This window comes from Microbacterium sp. Y355, assembly GCF_059445345.1.
The window spans coordinates 1,697,620-1,723,154 of the sequence record NZ_JCAIUD010000001.1 but is presented as its reverse complement, the minus strand read 5'-3'; the positions used below and the strand labels follow the sequence as shown (position 1 = coordinate 1,723,154).

Genomic DNA, 25,535 nt, shown 5'->3' with positions numbered 1-25,535 from the left:
CCCGTGACGAAAGCCGATGGCGGCGAAAGCACAAACAGGAGCAAAGATGCGCGCAATTGTATTCACGTCCGAAGGCCAGCTGGCACTCGAGGAGCGTCCTACGCCGACGCCCGGATACAAAGAGATCCTCATTGAGACTGCTGCGGTCGGCATCTGCGGAACCGACACGCACGTGTTCGATGGCGAGTTCGAGGGAACGGTGTTCCCCCTGGTTCCCGGACACGAGGCGACCGGCACGATCGTCGCTCTCGGCGAGGGTGTGAACAGCGGCGTCTTCGACTTCAAGGTCGGCGACCACGTCGCGGTGAACCCGAGCACCACCTGCGGTGAGTGCGAGTTCTGTCTCAATGGCCACCAGAACCTCTGCCGTTTCTGGAACGGACTGGGTGTGGTCGCCTCTGACGGTGCGGCGCAGCAGTTCTTCACCGCACCAGCCGGCAACGTCTACAAGCTCAAGCCGGAAACAGACATCTATCAGGCAGCGCTCATCGAGCCGCTCGCGTGTGCGATCCGCGGGTGGGATGTTCTGCCGCGCCGCCTCGGCGACCACGTCTTGGTCTACGGCGCCGGGACCATGGGCCTGCTGATGGCGCAGCTCGCGGGAAAGGCTGGAGCCGCCACCGTCACGATCGTCGACCTCAACGCTGCCCGCCTCGAGACCGCTGCTGAGTGCGGGATCGAGCTGCGCTACACCAGCCCCGACGAAGCAGAGCGTGAGAAGTGGGATGTCGTCATCGACTGCACCGGAAACATTCGGGCGATCGAAGACGCACTCACCCGCGTGAAGCCAGCCGGGTTCTTCCAGGACTTCGGCGTTGCGCCAGCAGATCAGATGGCGAAGTTCTCGCCGTTCCGCGTTTACCGCGACGAGATCTCGATCGTCGGAACCATGGCGGTCCTCAACTCCTTCGGACGCGCCGTCGAGCTCTTCGAAGCAGGGGCGATCAACGCTCCGGCCATGATCAGCCACTCGTTCATTCTCGACGATTACTCAGATGCGCTGGATCTGTTCCGGCGGGGTGAGGGGCGCAAGCTCCAGATCCGTCCGAACGACACCGAATCGCGAGTGTTCCTGTGAGCGGGGCGACCAGCGCCACCACGTCGAAAGCGCCGCGCAAGAAGCTCTCTCCCGGCGCCAAACGCGGCGTCTGGATCGGCGTGATCGTTCTCGTCATCCTCGGTATCGTCCTGGGCACCAAGGCCGTCCCGAGTGACGATCCGCTTGCCCAGGGGGCCGTGGCGTTTGACCCGGCGACCTTCGGCGCGGACAACTTCCCCACTGTTCAGGAGGGAATCGTCGATCGTGCGACTTCTGCCGCTACGCTCGCCGAGGCCATTGCGGCAGATCCGGACGCCGCGGCTGCCGAGTACGCGGTTGCCAGCTCCGGAGGGCCCGTTTACAGCGTCAAGTTCACTGGCGTCGTCGGCGAAGGACAATCGGGCATCTATCCGGTGACCGTCGAGGGCGTGCCGAGTGACCTCCTCATCCGCGTGCAGACCGGCCCCGCCATCAACGGCACCGAACTGCGTGACGCGAGCGGGGATATCGAGTTCGGTCAGTTCAAGAACCAGATTGACTTCCAAAATGCTGCCGCTGCGCTCAACGAGCAGTTGAAGGTCGACGTTCTCGCAGACATCGATGCCTCAGCCCTTGCCGGCAAGACAGTCACAGTGACAGGTGCATTCACCATGGTGAACCCGGCCGGATGGCTGGTCACCCCGATCGAGATCGACGTCGAATGACTGACGCTCCCGGCTTCGACGACGTCGTCCTCGAAGCCCGAAACATTGTGAAGACGTACGGGGGAACCCGTGCGCTCAAAGGTGTGAACTTCGAGATCCGCAAGGGAACCGTCACGACGCTCTTCGGTGAGAACGGCGCCGGCAAATCCACGCTCATGAAGATTCTCTCCGGGGTGGAGCAGCCGACGTCGGGCGAGATCATCCTCGACGGTGAACCTGTTGTCTTTACCTCGACGACCGTTGCTCGAGACCGCGGCATATCGATCATCCACCAGGAACTCAGCCTGGCCCCGAACTTGTCAGTGCGCGACAACATCTTCATGGGTCGCGAGATCACCGGTGCGTTCGGGGTCGACTATGCGGAGGAAACTCGCCAGGCGAAGGCGCTTCTGCTCGATCTGCAGTTGCCGATCGAGCCGGACACCCTGGTCGCAGACCTCCGGGTCGGCCAGCAGCAGATCATCGAGATTGCTCGCGCGCTGTCGGTGAACTCTCGGATCCTCATCATGGACGAGCCCACATCGGCGCTCGCCGCCGCAGAGGTCGAGGTGCTGTTCGGGATCATCCGTGATCTGCTCGCTCGCGGTGTGGCGATCGTGTACATCTCTCACCATCTCGAGGAGGCGCTGGAGGTCACCGACCACGCTGTCGTCCTCCGCGACGGCGCGATGACTGCCAGGGGCCAGCGTGCTGACATCGACCTCGAGTGGATCGTCCGCAACATGGTGGGCGAGAACTTCGATCTGGGTTCACCACCCGCCGGTTACGAATTCGGCGACACAGTGCTCAGCGTCAAGGGCCTCACGGTGCTTGACCGAGAGAACCCAGAGCGCGCGATCGTCAACGGGCTCGATCTCGACGTCAAAGCCGGCGAGATCGTCTGCATCTACGGTCTCATGGGGGCCGGGCGCACCGAGTTGCTCGAGGCGATCGCGGGCAAGGAGCCTGTCGCTGAGGGGGACATCCTTCTGGACGGTGAATCCATCCTCTCGAAGTCGATTGCGAGTCGCATCACCTCTGGCGTCGGTCTCGTCCCCGAGGACCGTCAGCGTGATGGGCTCGTGCAGACCTTCGATGTCGGCACGAACCTCACCCTCGCGAGCCTGGACAGCAGCCTTGTACGCGGAATGATCTCGCGCCGCGTGGAGAAGGCCCGATCGCAGGAGCTCATCAAGTCGGTCACCGTCAAGACGCCAGGGCCGGATCTCCCGATCGGCTCGCTGTCCGGCGGCAACCAGCAGAAGGTCGTGATCGGAAAGATCATCGCCACGAACCCCAGGGTCATGCTGCTCGACGAACCCAGCCGCGGGATCGACGTCGGAGCGAAGGGCGAAGTCTTCCGCCTACTCGCCGAGCGTGCACGCAGCGGCCTCGCGGTCGTCTATTCCACCTCCGAAGTGGGCGAATGCCTCAGCATCGCGCATCGGATCATCGTGATGCGACGTGGCCGGATCTCTGCCGAGTTCACGCCCGACGTTTCCAAAGACATGATCATGGCCGCCTCCGGCGAGGCCGTGGCCGCCTGAATCCCAGATCGGATCCGACAATGACGACGACAACGACCACCGCCATCGTGGCAGGTAAAAAGCAGTTCTCATTCACGAAGCTGCTTATTGAAGGGCGCGCCTTCCTCGCGCTCATTCTGATCATCATCGTGTTCTCAGTGATGTCGCCGAACTACTTCACGGTCGACAACATTCTGATCATGGCCTCCCACGTGGCCATCTACGCCCTCCTGGCACTTGGCATGCTGATGGTGATCCTGAACGGAGGAATCGACCTTTCGGTCGGATCCACTCTCGGGTTCTCCGCGGTCATCGCCGGCTTCCTCCTGCAGGGTGTTCCGATCAACTTCCTGGGGATGACGCTGTATCCGAACGTTCCCGTGGTGGTGCTGCTCTCGTGCGGCGTCGGCGCTCTCGTCGGACTCGTCAACGGCATCCTGGTCTCGAAGTTCAACGTCGCGCCCTTCGTCGCGACGCTCGGCATGCTCTATGTCGTTCGCGGCCTCGCACTGCTGATGACGAACGGGCTCACGATCAACAACCTGTCTGGCGCCCCCGAACTCGGAAACACCGGGTTCGACTGGCTCGGGTTCAACCGCATCCTGAACATTCCGATCGGCGTCATCATCATGGGCGTCGTCGCGTTGATCCTCGGTGTCGTGCTCGGGCGCTCGAAGTTCGGCCGCTGGCTGTACGCATCGGGCGGCAATGAGCGGGCAGCAGAACTGTCGGGTGTTCCTGTCAAGGCCGTCAAGATCTGGGTTTATGTGATCTCGGGCACGTGCGCCGCGATCGCAGGTCTCATTCTGGCGTCGACTCTGACGAGTGCGAGCCCGACGGCCGGCAACACCTACGAGCTCACCGCGATCGCTGCCGTCGTCATCGGAGGAGCTGCCCTCACCGGTGGCCGAGGCAACGTCCGCGGTACGCTGCTCGGCGCTTTCGTCATCGTCTTCCTCTCTGACGGTCTGGTCATTGTCGGCGTCTCCGCCTACTGGCAGATGGTCTTCATCGGTGCGGTCATCGTGATCGCCGTGCTGCTCAACACACTGCAGTACGGGCGTCGTCGTAAGCCTTCCGCTTCCAGCGCGGCTGCCCCTTCGTCGCCGGCGTCTGTCGATGCCGCGACTCCCACAGCGTCGGAAAAGGATGCTTCGGCTACGGCCGAGCCCAAATCCTAACCACGAACTCGGCACCGACGAACGTTGCCGAGCCATCAAGAAAGGACACAATCACATGGTGCGCATGAAAGCACTTGCTGCCTTCGCAACTGCGGGCGTGCTCGTCCTCGGCCTCGCTGGCTGCGCCAGCGGCGGTGCAGACGAATCAGCCGAGCCGACCGATGGTGGAAGCGGTGACGGCGGAGGTCTCATCACGATCATCGTCAACGACCCGTCCAACCCGTACTGGAAGACCGAAGGCGACGTTGCCACGGCTGTTGCCGAAGAGCTGGGCTACGAGGCAACGGTGGGCGCTCACAAGGGCGACGCCAACACCGAGAACACGCTCATCGACACGGCCATCTCGAACAAGTCTGTCGCGATCATCCTCGACCCGGCGAACGCTGACGGTTCGATCGCTGCGGTGAAGAAGGCCAACGCGGCGGACATCCCGGTGTTCCTGGTGAACGCCGAGATCAACGAGACCGGCCTCGCGAAGGCGCAGCTTGTCTCGAACAACGCTCAGGGTGCTGCTCTCGGCGCTCAGGAGTGGGTCTCCGCCATGGGCGAGGCCGGCGAATATGTCGAGCTTTTCGGTGCTCCGGCAGACAACAACGCTCAGACGCGCTCGAACGGTTTCACGACCGTGATCAGCCAGTACCCCGAGCTCGTTCAGGTCGGCAAGGAAGTCGCCGACTGGGACCGCACCAAGGGTCACGACAAGATGCAGTCACTGCTGCAGGCCAACCCGAACATCAACGGTGTCATGGCAGGCAACGACGAGATGGCGCTCGGCGCGATCGCGGCTCTCAAGGAAGCAGGCAAGCTCGAGGGCATGGTCGTCGGTGGTTTCGACGGTGCACCTGACGCTGTAGAGGCTGTCATCTCTGGCGAGATGGCCTACACGGTGCTGCAGCCGGTCGCTGTCTTCGCCGAGGAAGCCGTTGTCCTGGCGGATACCTTCATCCGCACCGGCGAGGCTCCTGCGGAGGAGAAGCAGTCCTTCGACTGCATCCTCATCACGGCGGACAACGCGGCCAACATGACGGCGCCGTTCACCTACACGCCCTGATCGGCTGAGTAACATCTCGCGCGAACCTGCGCGAAACAGCGGGGGCGGGAGCCTGCCGGCATCCGCCCCCGCATTTTCACCCCAAGACCGAGAGACACTATGAGCTACGTTGTGAATGACCCAGCGGCCTTCGCCGATGAATCCACTCTCGGATTCATTGCGGCGAACAAGGCTCTCGTGCGGCGCGTGACCGGTGGCGTCGCACGTCGATCGGCAACGCCGGACGGACAGGTCGCGATCGTCGTCGGCGGTGGATCCGGTCACTACCCCGCCTTTGCCGGCCTTGTCGGCGCGGGGCTCGCGCACGCTGCGGCATTGGGCAACGTCTTCGCATCGCCGAGCAGCCAGCAGGTCTATTCCGTCGCCAAATCTGTGGCGACGAAGGCCGGAGTTCTCCTGAGTTACGGGAACTACGCCGGCGACGCATTGAACTTTGATCTCGCGCAGCGCAGGCTGATCGCCGAGGGCATTCCCTGCCATACGGTGCGCGTGACTGATGACATCTTCAGCGCCTCGGCGGAGGAGCGAGAGAAGCGCCGCGGAATCGCGGGAGATCTTGCGATCTTCCGAGCTGCGGCATGGGCCGCCGAGCAGGGGCTCGACCTAGACGCTGTCGCCGCGATCGCCGGCCGTGCGAACGAGCGAACACGGTCCATCGGCGTCGCCTTCTCAGGGTGCACTCTCCCCGGAGCATCCGAGCCGCTATTCACTGTCCCGGCCGGGCAGATGGCGGTCGGAATGGGCATTCACGGCGAACCTGGCATCGAGATGAGGCCCTTGCCCACCGCGCGCGAGATGGCGGAGTTCCTCGTCGAGAGTCTGCTCTCAGAACTCCCGGACGGCGTCGTGCTCGAGGGTGCCAAGGCAGGCATCATTCTGAACGGCCTCGGCGCAGTGAAGTCAGAGGAGCTGTTCGTCATCTACGGCACTGTCGCCGCAGAGCTGGAAGCCGCCGGGATTACCGTGGTCGACCCTGAAGTCGGCGAGCTCGTCACCAGCTTCGAGATGGCCGGTGTCTCGCTGACTGCTTTCTGGCTCGACGACGAGCTTGAGGCGGCGTGGACCTCGCCCGCATACGCCCCGGCGTACCGCAAGGGCGTTGTGGCGCGTGGGGATGCGATTGATATCGCCGACGAGGCCATGGACGAGACTTTTGCCGCCGTGGGCGACGCCTCTGCCGCTTCGGTAGCAAGCGGGCAGCACGTGGCCGCGGTCATCGAAGCAATTCGGGTGGTCATCGATCGCGAGGCCGACGAGCTGGGACGGCTCGATGCCATCGCCGGTGATGGTGACCACGGCATCGGAATGAAGCGTGGTTCGCGCGCCGCTGCTGCGGCGGCGGCGGAAGCGGTCAAGCGCGGCGCGGGGGCAGGTACCGTGCTTACGATCGCGGGAGATGAGTGGGCCGACAAAGCAGGTGGCACCTCTGGCGCGCTGTGGGGCGCCGGGCTCCGCGCGGTAGGCGAGACGATCGGCGATCAGGATGCTCCGGATGCCGGAAGTATCGCCGCAGGAGTCGAAGCTGCTCGTGCGGCGATCCAGGACTTCGGAAAGGCGATTGTCGGGGACAAGACCCTCGTCGACGCGCTGGTCCCGTTCGTAGAGACGCTGGCAGCGCGGGTGGCCGATGGAGCCGGACTCGCTGCGAGCTGGACGGATGCCGCAGCAGCAGCGAACACCGCGGCCGACGCGACGGCAGACCTGCTGCCGCGGATGGGACGGGCCCGCCCGCACATGCAGAAGAGCCTCGGCACCCCTGACCCCGGTGCGATTTCGCTCGCGCTGGCGATGACCGCGGCATCCGCCGTGCTGAACGATGTCGCGCAGAACAGTGCAGAACCGAAGGAGAACTCATGACCGCTCAGTGGCGCATTGTCGTCGGATCCGACGACGCAGGATTCCAGTACAAGGAAGCACTCAAGGCCGACCTGGAGAATGACCCGCGCGTGGCGTCGGTCATCGACGTGGGAGTGGATGCGGACGGGCACACTGCTTACCCTCGTGTGGCGATCGCTGCGGCTGAGAAGATCCGTGCGGGTGAGGTCGACCGTGCTCTGCTCGTCTGCGGTACCGGCCTCGGTGTCGCGATCGCAGCCAACAAGGTGCCAGGTATCCGTGCGGTCACCGCGCATGACAGCTACAGCGTCGAGCGCAGCGTGCTCAGCAACAATGCTCAGGTCCTGACCTTCGGACAACGCGTCGTCGGCCTTGAGCTCGCGCGCCGCCTGGCGAAGGAATGGCTCGGCTACGTCTTCGATGAGAGCTCTGCCTCTGCTGAAAAGGTCGCTGTCATTGAGGAGTACGAACAGACAGGTACCTGTGAGTGACCAGTCGACGGCTTCCGGGAGACCGGCATCCGAACGGCCGGTGATTCTCGGGGTGAGTCTGAAGCTGTACCTCGACATCGCTCAGACCTCACAGTGGGCGCGTGACGTCGCTGTGATCGCACGCGAGCATGAAGCGGTGCAGAGCGGGGCAGTCAAACTGTTCGCGCTGCCCTCTTTGCCGGCGCTTCCTGCTGTGCGCGCTGCGCTGACAGGCAGCGAAGTGGCCTGGGGTGCGCAGGATCTCCACTGGGAGGATCGCGGCCCGTTCACCGGTGCGATCAGTGGCACGGATCTCGCCGCTGTCGGCTGCAGTGTCGTGGAAGTCGGTCACGCCGAGCGACGGCACGTGTTCGGCGAGAGCGACGAGGTGGTCAAGCGCAAGCTGGAAGCAGCCTTCCGCAACGGATTGACACCGGTGTTTTGTGTCGGCGAGCAGGAGGAGATGTCGGCGGATGCCGCGGCCGCGGAGTGCATCGCTCAGCTCGATGCGGCGCTCGACTCCGCACTCGACGCTGCATTCGCGCACTCTGATGCCGATCAGCAGGATCTCGCCAGTGAGCTGATTGTCGCTTACGAACCGGAATGGGCGATCGGCAGGGCAGAACCGGCGTCGGTGGAGCATGTCATCGCTGTAGCGGGAGCATTGCGCGCACGGCTGGCTTCCGAATCATCGTTGCGTTCCTCCTGGGTGATCTACGGTGGCAGCGCGCAGCGCGGCACCCTGACCGCCCTTGGTGACAGCGTCGATGGGCTCTTCCTCGGCCGTTTCGCCCATGACCCAGAGGATCTCGCTCACATCATTGACGAAGCCGCCGCGCTACGGTGAATGGCGGGAGGTCGAATTCGATGGACAGCGCGATAGATGAGGACGAGACCGCGGCGAGTGAATCGCGGCAGAGTCGACAGCTGACACGCCAGCGCGCCATCACTGAGGCTGTCATGGCCGAAGGTTCGGTTCGGATCGAACAGCTTGCGGAGCGCTTCGATATCAGCGTCATGACGGTGCACCGTGACCTCGACGACCTCGAGGGGCGCGGGCTCCTGCGCAAGAACCGGGGAGTCGCCACCGCGCTGTCGACGGCACTCGTTGAGTCCTCCGACGTGTACCGGTCGGGTCGAGAGGGCACTCAGAAAGAGGCGATCGCACACGCCGCGCTCGAATTCATTGAGCCGGGGCAGGCAATCATGCTTGATGATTCGACCACCGCGATGCACCTCGTCCCGCATCTGAGGGCGAAGCGGCCGCTGACGGTGATCACCCACACGCTCACGATCATGGATCAGCTCCGTGGCGCCAATGGCATCACCCTGCTGGGGCTGGGCGGTGAATATCACAACTGGTGCAGCTCGTTCATGGGACACATCACCACCACCGCCATCAAGGCGATGCGTGCCGACCTGTTCATCATGTCCACAGCGGCGATCACCGATGACGTCGCCTTCCATCAGACGCTGGAGACGGTGGATGTCAAGCGCGCCATGTTCGATTCTTCGATGAAGCGGATTCTTCTGGCTGACAACACGAAGTTCGACAAGCGGGCGCTGCACGCACTGTTGCCGCTGACCGAGTTCGATGCTGTCATCGTCGATGCAGACACAGACGTGAGCCATATTTCTCGTCTGCGCGACAAGGGCGTCGAGGTCGTAGTTGCGCGCCGAGTGTCGGCTGTGCGCTGAGCTGAGCGGTCCGTACTCGCGAGTCCCCGGCCATAGGCTGGAGTGATGTCGCAGCCGTTCGATCAGTCCTCGTATCAAGTCCGCCACGAGTGGGGAGTCACGGGTCTTCAGCGACTCGCGCCAGCCGATATCGTCGTGGTCGTGGACGTGCTGCGTTTCTCGTCGACGGTGACGGATGCCGTGGCATCTGGGCGCACAGTCTCATTGACGGATGCCGTGGGCTGGTCGCGCAACGGCGCAGCCACGGCCGCTGCCGCAGCGGAAACCGGTGCGACCGTGCTGCTCGGGTCGCTGCGCAACGCCTCTGCCGTCGCGCGCACCGTGCTCGAGATCCAGAATCGCCGCCAGCAGCGCACCTCAGTCGCCGTGATCGCGGCGGGCGAGCTCACAGATGCCGGAGAGCTCCGCTTCGCCGTTGAAGATCAGCTCGGTGCGGGAACGATCATCGCGGCTCTCAGCGATCTGGGTGCCGACCACACTTCGCCGGATGCCGCGGCAGCATGTGAGTCGGCCAGGGGGCTGCGCCGGGCGATGAGGCATTTGCTCACCGCATCCGGGTCTGGCAAAGAACTCGCGGACGGTGTCGACGCGACTGCACGCATCGAGGCGGCCGGCCTCATCCCGACCGAGACAGCCGCAGCCGCCGAGGTTGATGCGAGCGATGCCGTGCCGGTCCTCGTGGATGGCGTCTTCGTCGCGTTCGAGGCTTAATCGCGCGGCATCTGCGCGGCGAGCCGCACGGCCGCGCTGATCTCGCGGCGCACCCAGCTGAAGGCGAATCGCGCATCGAACGCCCGTGAGCACTTCGCGCATGACGTCGGCCGGTTCGGCTGCCGGTGTCTGTACGTCACGTGGCCTGCAGGGCAGGTGCCGACCCACGGTGCCAGCTCTTCCGCCGTCTCACCGCGGTGCGTCGTGCCCCCGACGTAGCCGAGGTCACCGGCGATGCGCTTCCATTTCGCTCCATGCGCAGCCCGGTGCCCGGCGAGTGCATGCGCGACTTCATGCAGCAGCACCTGATGGATCTCATCGTCTTCGAACCTGGCGGCGAGATAGCGCGAGACGGTGATCCGTTTCGCGCGAAAATCGCACTGACCGGCGCGACGCTTTGCATGGTCGAAACCGAACGACCAGGATTCGTCAAGGTGCAACCGGATCAGCGCTTCGCCCCAGATGCGCACACGGTCAAGTTCCGCCATGCGCCAAGGCTAAATCATCCCGCCGACATTACGCGACAGGTGACGAAAACCGTGCCGGTCAGCCCGAGATGAGTTGCCCGCTGCTGCGCTTCTGCGCGGCTTCGATCGCCAGCAGTGCGGTCTCAAGTTCCTGGTCGGGGGCACCAGTCTCTCGGCGCAGAAAAAGCGCGCGCTTGAAACTTTCGCGCGCAGCGTCGTAGTCGCCGGCGTCATAGGCATTCTTGCCGTGATGCTGGTGCGCGAACGCCGCGATCGATGCCCAGCCCTGCCCTTCGGCTTCCGTCGCACACGTCGTAAGTTCCTGCTCGGCTGCCGCGTACGCACCGCGGTATTGCAGGATCGTCGCGTGCAGCACGCGCGAGCGCAGCACATCTTTGCGGGTGCCGGCCATTCGTGCCACTCGCACCGACTCGTCAGACAGCGTGAGCGCTTCATCCAGACGGTCGAGGACCTTTAGCAGCCAGACACGTTCCAGCAGCGCAGGCAGGCTCCGCTGTGACTCGATCTCGGCCAACCGGTCGGCGCATTCGCGCTGATCGACCTGTTCCCGAAGAGTCTCTGAGTCGTAACCCCTGATGTAACCCATGTGCTCTCCTCTCGCAGCGCTCCTCTCAGTGTGCCTGTCAGTTCAGCGGACTGACGGTTGGCGCGCCCCGGACAGCGATTTCAGCGCAGGAAGATCGACGCGTCAGGCTTCGGGGATGCCACGGCGTCCGCATCGGTGACGATCCGCGCACCCTTCGCGAACGCTTCTACTTCCGCATCCTGAGCGATCTTTGCCGGGTGGGGGCCCGCTGCCAGCATCCGCGGCAGCCATTCGGTGGGTAGGGGAGAAGCGGATGCCGCGACCACAAGGTTCCCGAATCGACGGCCCTTGAGTACCTGGGTGTCGGCGAGCAGTGCGACTTCTGGAAGCACCTGCGCGACGGTCGCGACCTGACGCCTGGCGAACGCGAGGCCCGGACCGTCGGCGACGTTGATGAGCAGCACTCCGGTGGGAGCGAGCAGGGCGCGCAGCTCGGTGTAGAACTCGACGCTGGTCAGGTGCGCCGGCGTCTGAGCGCCGGAATATACATCCGAGACGACAAGGTCGCATGCGCCGACGAGTGCGGCTGGAAGCTTCTTCACACCCTCGCGGGCATCACCGATGCGGATGCGGATCGATGCTCCGCGCGGCAGCGGAAGGTGCTCGCGGACGAGAGTGGCGAGAGGGGCTTCCAGCTCGATCACCTGCTGTCGAGAACCCGGCCGCGTCGCTTCGATGTAGCGCGGCACAGTCAGCGCACCTGCGCCGAGATGCACGGCGGTGAGAGCCTCGCCGGGAGAGGTCAGCTGATCGATCACCGCACCCATTCGCACGACGTACTCGAAGTGCAGATGTGTGGGGTCGTCGAGGTCGACGTGTGACTGGGGCGTGTCATCGACGATGAGCTCGAACCCGCTCGTGTACTCCGAGGGGATGATCCGCGCGATACCGCCGTGATCGAGGCGGGCCTCAGGATGCTCGGTGTCCTTCGCGCGCGTTCTGCCCATGCTCTTGAGCCTACGACGTGCCCGGGCGGCACTGATCAGGTCACGCAACGTTACCGAGCTGATACCGGATCGCAACATGGATGGGTTTGGATTCCAGGAGCGGGCTGGGTAGCGTCGAATCATCACCGTGATGAGAGCGACGACGCTCTCAGCACGCGCAATGAAGCGCCCCACAGGGAAGGTACACAGCATGCTCCACTCATCCATGCGCCGGCGAGGACTCATCGCCGTCACCGGAACCGCGATCGCAGCGCTACTGCTCGCGGGTTGCGTAGCCAGCGATCGCGGCGACGACACAGGCGAGCCCGCTGAGGGCGCGGGGGACGTCGACGGCACATTCGTCTTCGCCGCGTCATCAGACCCGGCCAGCCTCGACCCGGCCTTCGCTCAGGACGGCGAGACATTCCGCGTCTCACGTCAGATCTTCGAAGGACTCGTCGGCACCGAGCCCGGCACAGCCGACCCCGCCCCGCTGCTCGCCGAGTCGTGGGAGCCGTCTGAGGACAACATGGCGTACACCTTCGCGCTGAAGGAGGATGTCACCTTCCAGGACGACACCCCGTTCAACGCTGAAGCGGTCTGCTACAACTTCGACCGTTGGTTCAACTGGGAGGGCCTCGCCGCTTCTGAGGCGTTCGGCTACTACTACAGCAAGCTCTTCCACGGGTATGCGTCCAACGCCGCGGATGCCGTCTACAAGTCCTGCACCCCGGACGGCGATTACTCGGTCACCATCGAGCTGAACAAGCCGTTCGCCGGCTTCATCCCCTCCCTCTCGCTGCCCGCATTCTCGATGCAGAGCCCGTCCGCCCTCGCTGAGTTCGAAGCGGATGCCGTGAGCGGCTCGGCCGAGGCGCCTCAGATGTCCGAGTATGCGATGGGGCACCCCGTCGGTACCGGGCCGTACCAGTTCGACTCCTGGGCGCCAGGTGAGAACGTCACCCTGACGAGCTACGACGGCTACTGGGGCGACAAGGGTCAGATCAACGAGATCATCTTCCGCACGATCGATGACCCGACTGCGCGCCGCCAGGCACTCGAGTCCGGCTCCATCGACGGCTACGACCTCGTCGGTCCCGCCGACACCGCTGCCCTCGACGAGGACGGCTTCACCATGGTGCCGCGCCCGCCGTTCACGATCCTTTACCTGGCATTCAACCAGGCGATTCCTGCACTGCAGGACCCGAAGGTGCGCGAGGCGCTGTCCTACGCGATCGACAAGGACGCCCTGATCACTCAGGTTCTGCCTGAGGGCACTGAGAAGGCCATCGAGTTCATGCCGGACTCTGTCAACGGCTATAACCCGGACGTCACGACGTACGACTACGACCCCGAGAAGGCCAAGGCGCTGCTTGCTGAGGCAGGATACGACGAGGCCAACCCGTTGGCGCTTGACTTCAACTACCCCGTCAACGTGTCGCGTCCATACATGCCAGACCCCGAGCAGATCTTCACCGTGCTGTCCACGCAGCTCGCCGAGGTCGGCGTCGAGACCACTCCGGTCTCCGAGGAATGGGTCGAGTACCTCGACCGCACCACCGGCACCCCTGACCACGGCATCCACCTGCTGGGGTGGACCGGCGACTACAACGACACAGACAACTTCGTCGGTGTGTTCTTCGGCGCGCAGAGTTCGGAGTGGGGCTTCGACAACCCGGAGCTCTTCCAGAAGCTCGCTGACGCCCGCGGGGTTTCTGACCTCGACGAGCAGAGCGCACTGTACGAGGAGATCAACGAGGACGTCGCAACGTTCATCCCCGGAGTGCCGCTCGCGCACCCCGCTCCCACGCTGGCATTTGACCCGCGTGTGGAGAGCTACCCGGCCAGTCCGGTGAACGACGAGGTCTTCACAGACATCGTCCTCACCAAGTAGGGCTCACTCGGTGCGACACCCCTCCGACCAGACTGATCGGAGGGGTGTCGTGCCGCACCTGAAAAGCTGGGAGATACCTCTTGCTGCGTACCATCGGCAGGCGACTGCTGTTCCTCATACCCACACTGATCGGCCTGAGCATCCTGCTCTTTGCCTGGGTCAGGGCCCTTCCAGGCGGCCCGGCCGTCGCTCTTCTCGGCGAGAAGGCGACACCGGATGCGATCGCCAGGGTCAACGAACTTTACGGCTTCAACAAGCCGCTCCTTGAGCAGTACTTCATCTGGGTCGGCCGGCTCGTGCAGGGTGATTTCGGCGCATCGATCCAGACGAACCGTCCGGTGCTCGAGGAGTTCCTCCGCCGGTTCCCTGCAACGATCGAGCTGTCTATCGCGGCGCTCATCTTCGCGGTGGGCGTCGGCGTCCCGTTGGGCTACTGGGCCGCTCGCCGGCACGGGAAGCTCACCGACCATGCCTCCGTGGTGCTGAGCCTGATCGGCATCACGATCCCGGTGTTCTTCCTGGCATTCATCCTGAAGTACGTCTTCGCCGTGCAGCTGGGCTGGTTGCCCTCCGACGGCCGCCAGAATCCAAGGATCGACGCCACTCATCCGACCGGGTTCTACGTCTGGGACGGCATCATCACTGGGGAGTTCGACGCCTCATGGGATGCCATCCTGCACCTCGTTCTGCCGGCGCTGGCATTGGGCACGATCCCCCTGGCGATCATCGTACGCATCACCAGGGCGAGTGTCCTCGAGGTGCAGAACGCCGACTACGTGCGCACCGGCCGGGCGAAGGGCGTCGCCCCGGCGACGCTGCGGAATCGCTTCATCCTCCGTAACTCCATGTTGCCCGTGATCACCACGATCGGGCTACAGACGGGACTGCTGATCTCCGGCGCGGTGCTCACCGAGACGGTGTTCGCCTTCCCTGGCATCGGCGCTTTCCTTGCGAGAGCGATCTTCACCAGGGACTTCCCGGTGTTGCAGGGGTTCATCATCTTCATCGCGATCGCATATGCGTTGATCAACCTGGCTGTTGATGTTTCCTACAGCCTGATCGACCCGAGAGTGAGGGTCCAATGAGTGCAGTTCTTCCCCCAGCCCAAGGCGGCGGGATCATCGATACCGTCGCTGTCGCACAGGCGGAGCTCAAGGACGGATCCGGCGGGTTCTGGCAGGACGTCTTCCGCCGCATCCGTCGCAACCCGACCGCATGGGCCGGCGCGGTGATCGTCGTGCTGTTCATACTCGTCGCGGCCTTCGCGTCGCTTCTCGCTCCGTACCCGGAGACGGCGCTGCCCGGCGCGAAGTTCATCACGCCGACTCACATTCCAGGGCCGGGCGAGCTGCCAGAATTCCCCCTGGGGCTTGACCGGTTCGGCGGCGACGTGCTCTCCAAACTCATCTGGGGTGCGCGGGCGTCTTTGCTGGTCGGTGTCATCTCCACAGCCCTTGGCTTGGTCGGCGGCATGATTCTCGGACTGGTCGCCGGCACATTCGGCGGCTGGGTCGACACGGTCATCATGCGCATCGTCGACATCATCCTGTCGGTTCCGAACCTGCTCCTCGCCGTCTCGATCGCTGCGATCCTCGGGCAGACTCCGTACGCGGTGATGATCGCCATCGGAGCATCCCAGGTGCCGATCTTCGCCAGGCTGCTGCGCGCATCCATGCTGCAGCAGCGCTCATCTGACTACGTGCTCTCCGCGCAGACCCTGGGTCTGGGTCGCGGCAGGATCACGATGTCGCATGTCCTGCCGAACGCGGTCGGACCGGTCATCGTACAGGGCACGCTGACGTTGGCGACCGCCGTGATCGACGCGGCGGCGCTCTCCTTCCTCGGCCTCGGCGGAGGACGGCCGGAGACGGCTGAATGGGGGCGGATGCTCACGTACGCGCAGAGCGAGCTGGCGATCGCGCCGTGGCTGGCATTCTTCCCTGGCATCTGCATCGCGGTCACCGCGCTCGGCTTCACCCTCTTCGGTGAAGCTCTGCGTGAGGCCATGGATCCGAGAACGAGGGCACGCTGATATGTCGAAGGAACAGAACATGAGCACCGCTCCGCTGCTATCGGTCCAGGGTCTCGCGGTCGACTTCTCGACGTTGGACGGTCCCGTCCATGCGGTCGAAGGCGTTGATCTGGAGATCTCACCGGGCGAGACGGTCGCCATCGTAGGCGAGTCTGGCTCTGGAAAGTCGACGACAGCGATGGCGATCATCGGCCTCCTCGCTGGCGGAGGGCGCATCGCGTCCGGCAGCATCCGCCTCGACGGGCGGGAGATCACGCACGCGTCAGAGCACGAGATGCGTGCGATCCGTGGGCGGGACATCGGTCTTGTCCCGCAGGACCCGATGTCGAACCTCAACCCGGTTGCCAAGATCGGCACGCAGGTTGCTGAGACGCTGCTCGCCCACGGGCTCGCCACGCGCCGGAACGTGTCAGAGAAGGTCGTCGAAGCGCTGGAAGCCGCGGGGCTTCCTGATGCCGCGAAGCGGGCCAAACAGTATCCGCACGAGTTCTCCGGCGGTATGCGCCAGCGCGCGCTGATCGCGATCGGCCTGGCATGTAAACCGCGCCTGCTGATCGCCGATGAACCGACGAGCGCCCTGGATGTCACTGTGCAGCAGACGATCCTCGACCAGCTCGGAGCGATGACCCGTGAGCTCGGTACGGCTGTGCTGCTGATTACGCACGACCTGGGATTGGCCGCAGAGCGGGCTGAACGCGTCATCGTGATGCACCGAGGAAAGGTTGTGGAGCAGGGCTCTGCCCGCCAGATCCTGGAAGACCCACAGCACCCGTACACGCAGTCGCTGGTGGCGGCTGCGCCGTCGGTCGCCGTCGCGCGCCTCCAGCCGCAGGCGTTCGTCTCTTCGACGAAAGATAAAGCAGCCGCGGCATCCGACAACATCGTCGAGATCAAGAGCCTCACCAAGGTCTATCCTGTGCGTGGCCAGCGTGAGGATTTCATCGCCGTGAAGGATGTCTCGCTCGTGATCCCACGCGGGGAGACCGTGGCGATTGTGGGGGAGTCCGGCTCGGGTAAGACCACGACGGCACGCATGCTGCTGAAGGTGATCGAGCCGACCAGCGGCCTCATCACGTACGAGGGCAAAGACATCTCCTCGCTCAGTCGCGCAGAGACCCGTGACTTTCGACAGCGTGTGCAGCCGATCTTCCAGGATCCGTATTCGAGCTTGAACCCGATGTTCACGATTGAGCGTCTGATTCAGGAGCCATTGGACTTCTACAAGCGTGGCAGCAGCGCAGAGCGGCGGGCGCGCGTCCGCAAGTTGCTTGCGGACGTGGCACTGCCGCAATCGATGCTGCGTCGGTATCCGTCTGAACTGTCGGGCGGTCAGCGTCAACGTGTCGCGATCGCCAGGGCGTTGGCTCTCTCACCCGATCTGATCGTCTGCGATGAACCGGTCTCCGCGCTCGACGTGCTGGTGCAGGACCAGATCCTCACACTGCTCGGTGATCTGCAGAGCGAGTACGGACTCAGCTATCTGTTCATCTCGCACGACCTCGCCGTCGTGCGGCTGATCAGTGACTACGTGTGCGTGATGAAAGACGGAGCACTCGTGGAAGCGGCATCCAGCGAAGAGATCTTCACGAACCCGCGCGATCCGTACACCAGACGCCTGCTGGCATCCATCCCGGGCAACGAACTGAACATCGCCTCTTAGTCGGCTCTGAGGGCGGGGAAGGCGGATGCCATTACCGCAGGTTTCGGAATTGGTCAAGGATCCCGCTTGCCATGTCGCGAAATCCGACGTATAGTTGTTCTTTGCGCCTCGGTTCTCCCTGCCCTCATATGGTGGTCGGCAGTTGTTGAGTAAACGAGTGCGCACTCACCTGACGACAAAGGAATCGAGAAGCCCTGCGGGGCTCACGGAGGTTATTCCCTTGGCTGCTGCTCGCAACGCATCCACATCCACCACCAACAAGAACGGGCGCGGCGTATCGCGGCTCTCGTTCGCCAAGATCTCCGACACGTTGGAGGTCCCTGACCTCCTCGCGCTGCAGACCGAGTCGTTCGACTGGCTCGTTGGCAACGAGACCTGGAAGGCCCGCCTCGCTGAAGGCAAGAAGGCCGGCCGCACGGATCTCAATGAGTTCAGCGGTCTGGAGGAGATCTTCGAGGAGATCTCTCCGATCGAAGACCTCAGCGAGACCATGCAGCTGAGTTTCACCAACCCGTACCTCGAGCCTGAGAAGTACTCGATCGATGAGTGCAAGGAGCGCGGCAAGACATACGCCGCGCCACTGTACGTCGAGGCCGAGTTCATGAACCACCTCACCGGTGAGATCAAGACTCAGACCGTCTTCATGGGTGACTTCCCGCTGCAGACGCTGCGGGGAACCTTCATCATCAACGGCACCGAGCGTGTCGTCGTCTCGCAGTTGGTCCGCTCGCCGGGTGTCTACTTCGACAAGTCCCCGGACAAGACCTCTGACAAGGACATCGTCTCCGCTCGCGTGATCCCGAGCCGTGGTGCATGGCTCGAGTTCGAGATCGACAAGCGCGACCAGGTCGGCGTGCGCATCGACCGCAAGCGCAAGCAGTCCGTCACCGTGTTCCTCAAGGCTCTCGGCATGACCAGCGAAGAGATCCTCGTTGAGTTCGCCGGCTACCCCTCGATCGAGGAGACGCTGGCCAAGGACACCATCCTCACCAAGGAAGACGCGCTTCGCGACATCTATCGCAAGCTTCGTCCGGGCGAGCAGGTTGCCGCTGAGGCTGCCCGCGCTCTGCTGGACAACTTCTACTTCAACTCGAAGCGCTATGACCTCGCGAAGGTCGGTCGTTACAAGATCAACCAGAAGCTGGGCCTGAACCAGCCGCTGGACTCTTCGGTGCTGACCGTCGAAGACATCGTCGGGACCATCAAGTACCTCGTGCGTCTGCACCGTGGCGACGAGACCTTCGAAGGTCTCCGCAGCGGCAAGAAGGCCGAGATCCGGATGTCAACTGACGACATCGACAACTTCGGAAACCGTCGCATCCGTGCTGTCGGCGAGCTCATCCAGAACCAGGTCCGTACGGGTCTTTCCCGCATGGAGCGCGTCGTTCGCGAGCGCATGACCACGCAGGACATCGAGGCCATCACGCCGCAGACCCTGATCAACGTGCGCCCCGTCGTCGCCGCGATCAAGGAGTTCTTCGGAACGTCGCAGCTGTCGCAGTTCATGGACCAGAACAACCCGCTCGCGGGCCTGACCCACAAGCGTCGCCTTTCGGCGCTGGGCCCCGGTGGTCTGTCTCGTGACCGCGCAGGCGTCGAGGTGCGTGACGTTCACCCGTCGCACTACGGCCGCATGTGCCCGATTGAGACTCCTGAAGGCCCGAACATCGGCCTGATCGGCTCGCTCGCAACCTTCGCGCGCATCAACGCCTTCGGATTCATCGAGACCCCGTACCGTCGCGTTGTCGATGGCAAGGTCACCGATGACATCGACTACCTGACCGCGTCTGAGGAGAACGACTTCATCGTCGCTCAGGCCAACGCCGGTCTCAAGGCCGACGGCCGCTTCCGTGACGCACGTGTTCTGGCCCGCCGCCCCGGTGGCGAGGTCGACATGTTCGAGCCGACCGAAATCGGCTACATGGATGTCTCCCCGCGCCAGATGGTGTCGGTAGCAACCTCGCTCGTGCCGTTCCTCGAGCACGATGACGCGCAGCGCGCGCTCATGGGCGCCAACATGCAGCGTCAGGCTGTGCCGCTGCTGCGCAGCGACTCGCCGTTGGTCGGAACCGGTATGGAGGGCTACGCAGCCATCGACGCCGGCGACGTCATCAGCGCCGCGAAGCCTGGTGTCGTCACCGAGGTCTCCGCAGACCGCGTGGTCGTGCAGCTCGACGAGGGTGGAACCCAGGAGTACTACCTCCGCAAGTTCGACCGCTCCAACCAGGGCACCTCCTACAACCAGAAGGTCGTCGTCTCTGCCGGCGAACGTGTCGAGGTCGGCGAGATCATCGCTGATGGCCCCGCCACCGAGAACGGCGAGCTCGCGCTCGGTAAGAACCTTCTGGTCGCGTTCATGACGTGGGAAGGCTACAACTTCGAGGATGCGATCATCCTCAGCCAGGACCTGGTGAAGGACGACACACTCTCCTCGATTCACATCGAAGAGTACGAGGTCGACTCCCGCGACACGAAGCTCGGCAAGGAGGAGATCACCCGTGACCTCCCCAACGTCAGCCCCGAGTTGCTGAAGGACCTCGACGAGCGCGGCATCATCCGCATCGGCGCCGAGGTTCGCCCCGGCGACATCCTCGTCGGCAAGGTCACGCCGAAGGGCGAGACCGAGCTGAGTGCCGAGGAGCGCTTGCTGCGTGCGATCTTCAACGAGAAGAGCCGTGAGGTTCGCGACACTTCGCTGAAGGTTCCCCACGGTCAGCAGGGCACGATCATCGCTGTCAAGGAGTTCAACGCTGAAGATGGCGATGACGAACTCGGCAGTGGCGTCAACCGCCGCGTCGTGGTCTACATCGCCCAGAAGCGCAAGATCACCGAGGGTGACAAGCTCGCCGGTCGTCACGGCAACAAGGGTGTCATCGCGAAGATCCTTCCGATCGAGGACATGCCGTTCCTTCCGGACGGTACTCCGGTTGACATCGTCCTGAACCCGCTCGGTATTCCTGGACGAATGAACTTCGGACAGGTGCTGGAGACCCACCTCGGGTGGATCGCCAAGCAGGGCTGGAAGGTCGAAGGTAACCCGGATTGGGCTTCGACTCTGCCGAAGGCCGCATTCGAGGCTGCTCCAGGCACCAAGGTTGCGACCCCGGTGTTCGATGGCGCGGAGGAGCACGAGATCGCAGGTCTCCTCGACTCCACGCTGCCGACACGTGACGGCGTACGCCTGATCGACTCGACCGGTAAGACGCAGATGTTCGACGGCCGCTCCGGCGAGCCGTTCCCTGCGCCGATCTCGGTGGGCTACATGTACATCCTGAAGCTCCACCACCTCGTCGACGACAAGATTCACGCGCGTTCGACCGGTCCGTACTCGATGATCACCCAGCAGCCGCTCGGTGGTAAGGCGCAGTTCGGTGGACAGCGTTTCGGTGAGATGGAAGTGTGGGCCCTCGAGGCCTACGGTGCGGCATACGCACTCCAGGAGCTCCTCACGATCAAGTCCGACGACATCCTCGGCCGCGTCAAGGTCTACGAGGCGATCGTCAAGGGCGAGAACATCCAGGAGCCTGGCATCCCCGAGTCGTTCAAGGTGCTCATGAAGGAGATGCAGTCGCTCTGCCTGAACGTCGAGGTCCTCTCGGCAGACGGCACGACGGTCAACCTCCGCGACACCGATGATGAAGCATTCCGCGCAGCGGAAGAGCTCGGTATCAACATCTCCAGCCGATTCGAGTCCGCCTCGATCGACGAGATCTGACGCTTCGACAGCGTCCGATTTCGCAGAATTTTTATTGAGACACAGGAGAACTAGTGCTCGAGTCAAATACTTTTGATGAGCTTCGCATTGGCCTGGCCACCGCTGACGACATCCGCGGATGGTCTTACGGTGAGGTCAAGAAGCCCGAAACGATCAACTACCGCACGCTCAAGCCCGAGAAGGACGGCCTCTTCGGAGAGCAGATCTTCGGACCCAGCCGCGACTGGGAGTGTGCTTGCGGTAAGTACAAGCGTGTCCGCTTCAAGGGCATCGTTTGCGAGCGCTGCGGCGTAGAGGTCACCAAGAGCTCTGTCCGTCGCGAGCGCATGGGCCACATTGAGCTGGCCGCACCCGTCACCCACATCTGGTATTTCAAGGGCGTTCCTTCGCGTCTTGGCTACCTGCTGGACATGGCGCCGAAGGACCTCGAGAAGGTCATCTACTTCGCCGCCTACATGGTGATTTCGGTTGACGAGGATGCTCGCCACCGCGACCTCGCCACGCAGGAGAACAACATCCGCCTCGAGCTGAAGACGCTGGGGGATCGTCGCGACGCGAAGATCGCCGAGCGCCTCACCCGGCTGGAGGAGGAGCTCGCAGCCCTTGAGGCTGAGGGTGCCAAGGCCGACGCCAAGAAGAAGGTCAAGGACGCCGCCGAGAAGGAGATGACTCTCACCCGCAAGGGTGCAGACGAGCAGATCGCCAAGCTCGAGCGCGTGTGGGAAGACTTCCGCACGCTCGATGTTGGCGCGCTTCGTCCGGAGGATGACGTCTTCCACGAGCTGCAGGACCGCTTCGGGCAGTACTTCGAGGCCTACATGGGCGCCGAGTCGATCCAGCGTCGCCTGGCAGCTTTCGACCTGAAGACCGAGTCGGAGAACCTGCACCTGCAGATCGCCGAGGGCAAGGGTCAGCGCAAGATCCGCGCGATCAAGCGTCTGAAGGTCGTCAACTCGTTCTTGGAGACCGGCATGAGCCCGGCCGCCATGGTCCTGGACGTCGTTCCGGTCATCCCGCCCGAGCTGCGCCCGATGGTGCAGCTCGACGGTGGCCGCTTCGCGACTTCCGACCTGAACGACCTGTACCGCCGCGTGATCAACCGCAACAACCGTCTTCGTCGTCTGATCGACCTCGGTGCCCCCGAGATCATCGTCAACAACGAGAAGCGAATGCTGCAGGAGGCCGTCGACGCACTGTTCGACAACGGTCGCCGTGGTCGCCCCGTCACCGGTACCGGTAACCGCGCCCTCAAGTCCCTCAGCGACATGCTGAAGGGCAAGCAGGGTCGTTTCCGCCAGAACCTGCTCGGAAAGCGTGTTGACTACTCTGGCCGTTCGGTCATCGTCGTCGGCCCGCAGCTGCAGCTGCACCAGTGTGGTCTGCCCAAGCAGATGGCGCTGGAGCTCTTCAAGCCGTTCGTGATCAAGCGTCTGATCGACCTCGGTCACTCGCAGAACATCAAGGCCGCGAAGCGTGCCGTCGAGCGCACCCGTCCCGAGGTCTGGGACGTGCTCGAGGAGATCATCCGCGAGCGTCCTGTGCTGCTGAACCGTGCACCCACCCTGCACCGCCTGGGCATCCAGGCCTTCGAGCCTCAGCTCGTCGAGGGTAAGGCCATCCAGCTTCACCCGCTCGTGTGTGCAGCGTTCAACGCTGACTTCGATGGTGACCAGATGGCTGTGCACCTGCCGCTGTCGGTCGAGGCTCAGGCCGAGGCTCGCGTGCTGATGCTCGCGTCGAACAACATCCTGAAGCCGTCTGACGGTCGTCCGGTCACCCTGCCTTCGCAGGATATGATCATCGGTCTTCACCACCTCACGGTGCTGAAGAGTGGCGCCACCGGTGAGGGTCGCGCATTCGTCTCGGTCTCCGAGGCGATCCTGGCCAAGGACGAGGGCACCCTCGACCTGCAGGCGAAGGTTCGCATCCGCATCCCGGGTCTGACCTTCCTCGAGGGCCAGGCACCTGAGGGCTACGAGCGCCACGGCCTCGTGGATGCCTCGCTGGGTCAGGCGCTCTTCAACGCCACGCTCCCGAAGGGTTACCCCTTCGTGCGTGAGCCTGCTGACAAGGGCAAGCTGTCGCAGATCGTCAACAAGCTGGCCGAGGAATACCCCAAGGTCGAGACGGCTGCAACGCTGGACCGCATCAAGGATGCCGGTTTCTACTGGGCTACTCGCTCCGGTGTGACCGTCGCCCTCAGCGACATCCTGACTCCTCCGAACAAGAAGGAGATCGTCGGCCGCTACGAGAAGCTGGCCGCGAAGGTTCAGTCGCAGTACGAGAAGGGTCTGACGACCGACTCCGAGCGTCGCCAGGAGCTCATCAAGATCTGGACCGAGGCAACCGACGAGGTTCAGGTCGCGATGCGCGAGAACTTCCCGGAAGACAACAACATCAACCGGATGGTCACCTCCGGCGCTCGTGGTAACTGGCTGCAGATCCGTAACATCGCGGGTATGCGAGGCCTGGTGAACAACCCGAAGGGTGAGATCATCCCTCGCCCGATCATCTCCTCGTACCGCGAGGGGCTGTCGGTTGCGGAGTACTTCATCGCGACGCACGGTACCCGTAAGGGTCTGGCTGACACCGCTCTGCGTACCGCCGACTCGGGTTACCTGACCCGTCGTCTGGTGGATGTCTCGCAGGACGTCATCATCCGCGAAGAGGACTGTGGCACATCGAAGGGCCTTGAGCTCCCGATCGCCGCTCCGAACTCGCAGGGTGAGCTTGTGCGCGACGCGAACGTCGAGAACTCGGTGTTCGCTCGTACCCTGGCCGCTGGCGTTGTCAGCGAATCCGGTGAGGTTCTTGCCTCTGCCGGTGACGATGTCGGAGACGTCCTGATCGACAAGCTCGTCGAGCTCGGTGTTGACACCATCAAGGTGCGCTCCGTGCTGACGTGTGACTCGGCTGTTGGTGTCTGCGCACAGTGCTACGGCCGTTCGCTCGCAACGGGTCAGATCGTGGACATCGGAGAGGCCGTCGGCATCATCGCCGCACAGTCGATCGGTGAGCCCGGTACCCAGCTGACGATGCGTACGTTCCACACTGGTGGTTCGGCATCGGCGGATGACATCACTCAGGGTCTGCCCCGTGTGCAAGAGCTTTTCGAGGCTCGTACGCCGAAGGGTGCTTCGCCGATCGCAGAGGCCGATGGCCGCATCACGATCGACGAGAACGACAAGGCCAAGAAGGTCATCCTCACGCCAGACAACGGTGACGAGGAAGTGATCTACCCGGTGCTGAAGCGTGCAACGCTTCTCGTCGAGGACGGTCAGCACGTCACGGTCGGTCAGCCGATCCTGGTTGGCACGCTGGACCCCAAGGAGGTCATGCGTGTCATGGGTGCCCGTGAGGTGCAGCGTTACCTCGTAAACGGCGTCCAGGGTGTCTACCGTTCGCAGGGTGTGCCGATTCACGACAAGCACATTGAGGTCATCGTCCGACAGATGCTCCGCAAGGTCACCGTCGTCGATCACGCCGACACTGGTCTGCTTCCGGGTGAAATGGTCGACCTCAAGCGCTACCAGGCGATCAACCGCGAGACGGTTGCCGCTGGCAAGCGTCCGGCATCTGGTCGTTCGGAGCTGATGGGTATCACGAAGGCGTCGCTTGCGACCGAATCGTGGCTGTCGGCCGCCTCCTTCCAGGAGACGACCCGTGTGCTCACCGAGGCTGCCATGCAGGGCAAGCGCGACCCGCTGATCGGTCTCAAGGAGAACGTCATCATCGGTAAGCTCATCCCCGCCGGAACCGGTCTCGCGAAGTACCGCGACATCATTGTCGAGGCGACTGAGGAAGCCAAGAGCGAGCGCTACCCGAACCGGATCTTCGCATCCGACGGCGCGTACGCCGAGGGCGACTTCGGTTACGTCGACTTCGACGCGTTCTCAACAGATGACGTCACCCCCGGTACCTACAACTGAGTGTGACTGATTGAAGAAGGCCCCAGGGTTCACCCTGGGGCCTTCTTCGTGTCTGGGCGCGGCGGTGTCGCCGGGGCGGGCGGCGGGCGCGGGGCGCGTGCGGCGGGGCG

19 protein-coding genes are annotated in these 25,535 nt (G+C 63.6%); 16 read left to right on the top strand and 3 right to left on the bottom strand.

Annotated features, from left to right (window positions below):
* Positions 1-46: 46 nt before the first annotated feature.
* The 10 genes from AC1C2O_RS08285 to AC1C2O_RS08240 all read left to right on the top strand — a co-directional run bounded on the left by AC1C2O_RS08285 (position 47) and on the right by AC1C2O_RS08240 (position 10,195).
* On the top strand, positions 47-1,078 hold the full coding sequence (locus AC1C2O_RS08285) for a zinc-dependent alcohol dehydrogenase family protein (protein WP_495429951.1): 1,032 nt from the start codon (positions 47-49) through the stop codon (positions 1,076-1,078).
* Positions 1,075-1,743, top strand: a complete 669-nt coding sequence (locus AC1C2O_RS08280; protein WP_495429950.1) for a DUF2291 family protein — start codon at positions 1,075-1,077, stop codon at positions 1,741-1,743. The genes AC1C2O_RS08285 and AC1C2O_RS08280 overlap by 4 nt, the downstream gene beginning before the upstream one ends.
* The gene (locus tag AC1C2O_RS08275; protein WP_495429949.1) at positions 1,740-3,269 is read left to right on the top strand and encodes a sugar ABC transporter ATP-binding protein; all 1,530 of its coding nucleotides are present in this window, start codon (positions 1,740-1,742) and stop codon (positions 3,267-3,269) included. The genes AC1C2O_RS08280 and AC1C2O_RS08275 overlap by 4 nt, the downstream gene beginning before the upstream one ends.
* Positions 3,270-3,289: 20 nt before the next feature.
* Complete coding sequence (locus AC1C2O_RS08270; RefSeq protein ID WP_495429948.1) at positions 3,290-4,429, top strand: ABC transporter permease; 1,140 nt, start codon at positions 3,290-3,292, stop codon at positions 4,427-4,429.
* Between the two features lie 55 nt (positions 4,430-4,484).
* Positions 4,485-5,480 carry a D-ribose ABC transporter substrate-binding protein gene (locus AC1C2O_RS08265; RefSeq protein ID WP_495429947.1) on the top strand — a complete coding sequence of 332 codons (996 nt, stop codon included), beginning with the start codon at positions 4,485-4,487 and terminating at the stop codon, positions 5,478-5,480.
* Positions 5,481-5,579: 99 nt separating this feature from the next.
* Positions 5,580-7,337: a dihydroxyacetone kinase family protein gene (locus tag AC1C2O_RS08260; RefSeq protein ID WP_495429946.1), complete on the top strand. Its 1,758-nt coding sequence runs from the start codon at positions 5,580-5,582 to the stop codon at positions 7,335-7,337.
* Positions 7,334-7,807, top strand: a complete 474-nt coding sequence (locus AC1C2O_RS08255; protein WP_495429945.1) for a ribose-5-phosphate isomerase — start codon at positions 7,334-7,336, stop codon at positions 7,805-7,807. The genes AC1C2O_RS08260 and AC1C2O_RS08255 overlap by 4 nt, the downstream gene beginning before the upstream one ends.
* Positions 7,800-8,633 (top strand): triose-phosphate isomerase family protein, encoded by an 834-nt coding sequence (locus AC1C2O_RS08250; RefSeq protein WP_495429944.1) that lies wholly within the window; start codon positions 7,800-7,802, stop codon positions 8,631-8,633. Before AC1C2O_RS08255 ends, AC1C2O_RS08250 begins: the two co-directional genes overlap by 8 nt.
* A gap of 20 nt (positions 8,634-8,653) precedes the next feature.
* Entirely contained in the window at positions 8,654-9,484 is an 831-nt protein-coding gene (locus AC1C2O_RS08245; RefSeq protein WP_495429943.1) for a DeoR/GlpR family DNA-binding transcription regulator, read from the top strand.
* Positions 9,485-9,529: 45 nt separating this feature from the next.
* Positions 9,530-10,195, top strand: a complete 666-nt coding sequence (locus AC1C2O_RS08240) for a 2-phosphosulfolactate phosphatase (RefSeq protein WP_495429942.1) — start codon at positions 9,530-9,532, stop codon at positions 10,193-10,195.
* Here the strand turns inward: AC1C2O_RS08240 and AC1C2O_RS08235 are convergent.
* The 3 genes from AC1C2O_RS08235 to AC1C2O_RS08225 all read right to left on the bottom strand — a co-directional run bounded on the left by AC1C2O_RS08235 (position 10,192) and on the right by AC1C2O_RS08225 (position 12,216).
* The gene (locus AC1C2O_RS08235) at positions 10,192-10,683 is read right to left on the bottom strand and encodes a SprT-like domain-containing protein (RefSeq protein ID WP_495429941.1); all 492 of its coding nucleotides are present in this window, start codon (positions 10,681-10,683) and stop codon (positions 10,192-10,194) included. The genes AC1C2O_RS08240 and AC1C2O_RS08235 overlap by 4 nt on opposite strands.
* A 58-nt stretch (positions 10,684-10,741) precedes the next feature.
* On the bottom strand, positions 10,742-11,269 hold the full coding sequence (locus tag AC1C2O_RS08230; protein ID WP_495429940.1) for a hypothetical protein: 528 nt from the start codon (positions 11,267-11,269) through the stop codon (positions 10,742-10,744).
* A gap of 80 nt (positions 11,270-11,349) precedes the next feature.
* Entirely contained in the window at positions 11,350-12,216 is an 867-nt protein-coding gene (locus AC1C2O_RS08225; RefSeq protein WP_495429939.1) for a spermidine synthase, read from the bottom strand.
* A gap of 190 nt (positions 12,217-12,406) precedes the next feature.
* On the opposite strand from AC1C2O_RS08225, the gene AC1C2O_RS08220 reads away from it, so the two are divergent.
* The 6 genes from AC1C2O_RS08220 to rpoC all read left to right on the top strand — a co-directional run bounded on the left by AC1C2O_RS08220 (position 12,407) and on the right by rpoC (position 25,425).
* Complete coding sequence (locus tag AC1C2O_RS08220; protein WP_495429938.1) at positions 12,407-14,089, top strand: ABC transporter substrate-binding protein; 1,683 nt, start codon at positions 12,407-12,409, stop codon at positions 14,087-14,089.
* A gap of 80 nt (positions 14,090-14,169) precedes the next feature.
* Positions 14,170-15,174, top strand: a complete 1,005-nt coding sequence (locus tag AC1C2O_RS08215) for an ABC transporter permease (protein WP_495429937.1) — start codon at positions 14,170-14,172, stop codon at positions 15,172-15,174.
* Positions 15,171-16,121 carry an ABC transporter permease gene (locus AC1C2O_RS08210; RefSeq protein ID WP_495429936.1) on the top strand — a complete coding sequence of 317 codons (951 nt, stop codon included), beginning with the start codon at positions 15,171-15,173 and terminating at the stop codon, positions 16,119-16,121. Before AC1C2O_RS08215 ends, AC1C2O_RS08210 begins: the two co-directional genes overlap by 4 nt.
* A gap of 19 nt (positions 16,122-16,140) precedes the next feature.
* Positions 16,141-17,781 (top strand): ABC transporter ATP-binding protein, encoded by a 1,641-nt coding sequence (locus AC1C2O_RS08205; protein WP_495429935.1) that lies wholly within the window; start codon positions 16,141-16,143, stop codon positions 17,779-17,781.
* A 220-nt stretch (positions 17,782-18,001) separates the two neighbouring features.
* Positions 18,002-21,496: a DNA-directed RNA polymerase subunit beta gene (gene rpoB, locus AC1C2O_RS08200; RefSeq protein ID WP_495429934.1), complete on the top strand. Its 3,495-nt coding sequence runs from the start codon at positions 18,002-18,004 to the stop codon at positions 21,494-21,496.
* Between the two features lie 53 nt (positions 21,497-21,549).
* On the top strand, positions 21,550-25,425 hold the full coding sequence (rpoC, locus tag AC1C2O_RS08195) for a DNA-directed RNA polymerase subunit beta' (protein WP_495429933.1): 3,876 nt from the start codon (positions 21,550-21,552) through the stop codon (positions 25,423-25,425).
* Positions 25,426-25,535: the final 110 nt, after the last annotated feature.

Bases quoted from the DNA above. Each gene is read 5' to 3' on its own strand.
- AC1C2O_RS08230 (WP_495429940.1), bottom strand. From the start codon at position 11,269: ATGGGTTACATCAGGGGTTACGACTCAGAGACTCTTCGGGAACAGGTC.
- AC1C2O_RS08240 (WP_495429942.1), top strand. From the start codon at position 9,530: ATGTCGCAGCCGTTCGATCAGTCCTCGTATCAAGTCCGCCACGAGTGG.
- AC1C2O_RS08285 (WP_495429951.1), top strand. From the start codon at position 47: ATGCGCGCAATTGTATTCACGTCCGAAGGCCAGCTGGCACTCGAGGAG.
- AC1C2O_RS08255 (WP_495429945.1), top strand. From the start codon at position 7,334: ATGACCGCTCAGTGGCGCATTGTCGTCGGATCCGACGACGCAGGATTC.
- AC1C2O_RS08265 (WP_495429947.1), top strand. From the start codon at position 4,485: ATGGTGCGCATGAAAGCACTTGCTGCCTTCGCAACTGCGGGCGTGCTC.
- AC1C2O_RS08235 (WP_495429941.1), bottom strand. From the start codon at position 10,683: ATGGCGGAACTTGACCGTGTGCGCATCTGGGGCGAAGCGCTGATCCGG.
- AC1C2O_RS08220 (WP_495429938.1), top strand. From the start codon at position 12,407: ATGCTCCACTCATCCATGCGCCGGCGAGGACTCATCGCCGTCACCGGA.
- AC1C2O_RS08225 (WP_495429939.1), bottom strand. From the start codon at position 12,216: ATGGGCAGAACGCGCGCGAAGGACACCGAGCATCCTGAGGCCCGCCTC.
- AC1C2O_RS08205 (WP_495429935.1), top strand. From the start codon at position 16,141: ATGAGCACCGCTCCGCTGCTATCGGTCCAGGGTCTCGCGGTCGACTTC.
- AC1C2O_RS08245 (WP_495429943.1), top strand. From the start codon at position 8,654: ATGGACAGCGCGATAGATGAGGACGAGACCGCGGCGAGTGAATCGCGG.
- AC1C2O_RS08260 (WP_495429946.1), top strand. From the start codon at position 5,580: ATGAGCTACGTTGTGAATGACCCAGCGGCCTTCGCCGATGAATCCACT.
- AC1C2O_RS08270 (WP_495429948.1), top strand. From the start codon at position 3,290: ATGACGACGACAACGACCACCGCCATCGTGGCAGGTAAAAAGCAGTTC.
- AC1C2O_RS08210 (WP_495429936.1), top strand. From the start codon at position 15,171: ATGAGTGCAGTTCTTCCCCCAGCCCAAGGCGGCGGGATCATCGATACC.
- AC1C2O_RS08275 (WP_495429949.1), top strand. From the start codon at position 1,740: ATGACTGACGCTCCCGGCTTCGACGACGTCGTCCTCGAAGCCCGAAAC.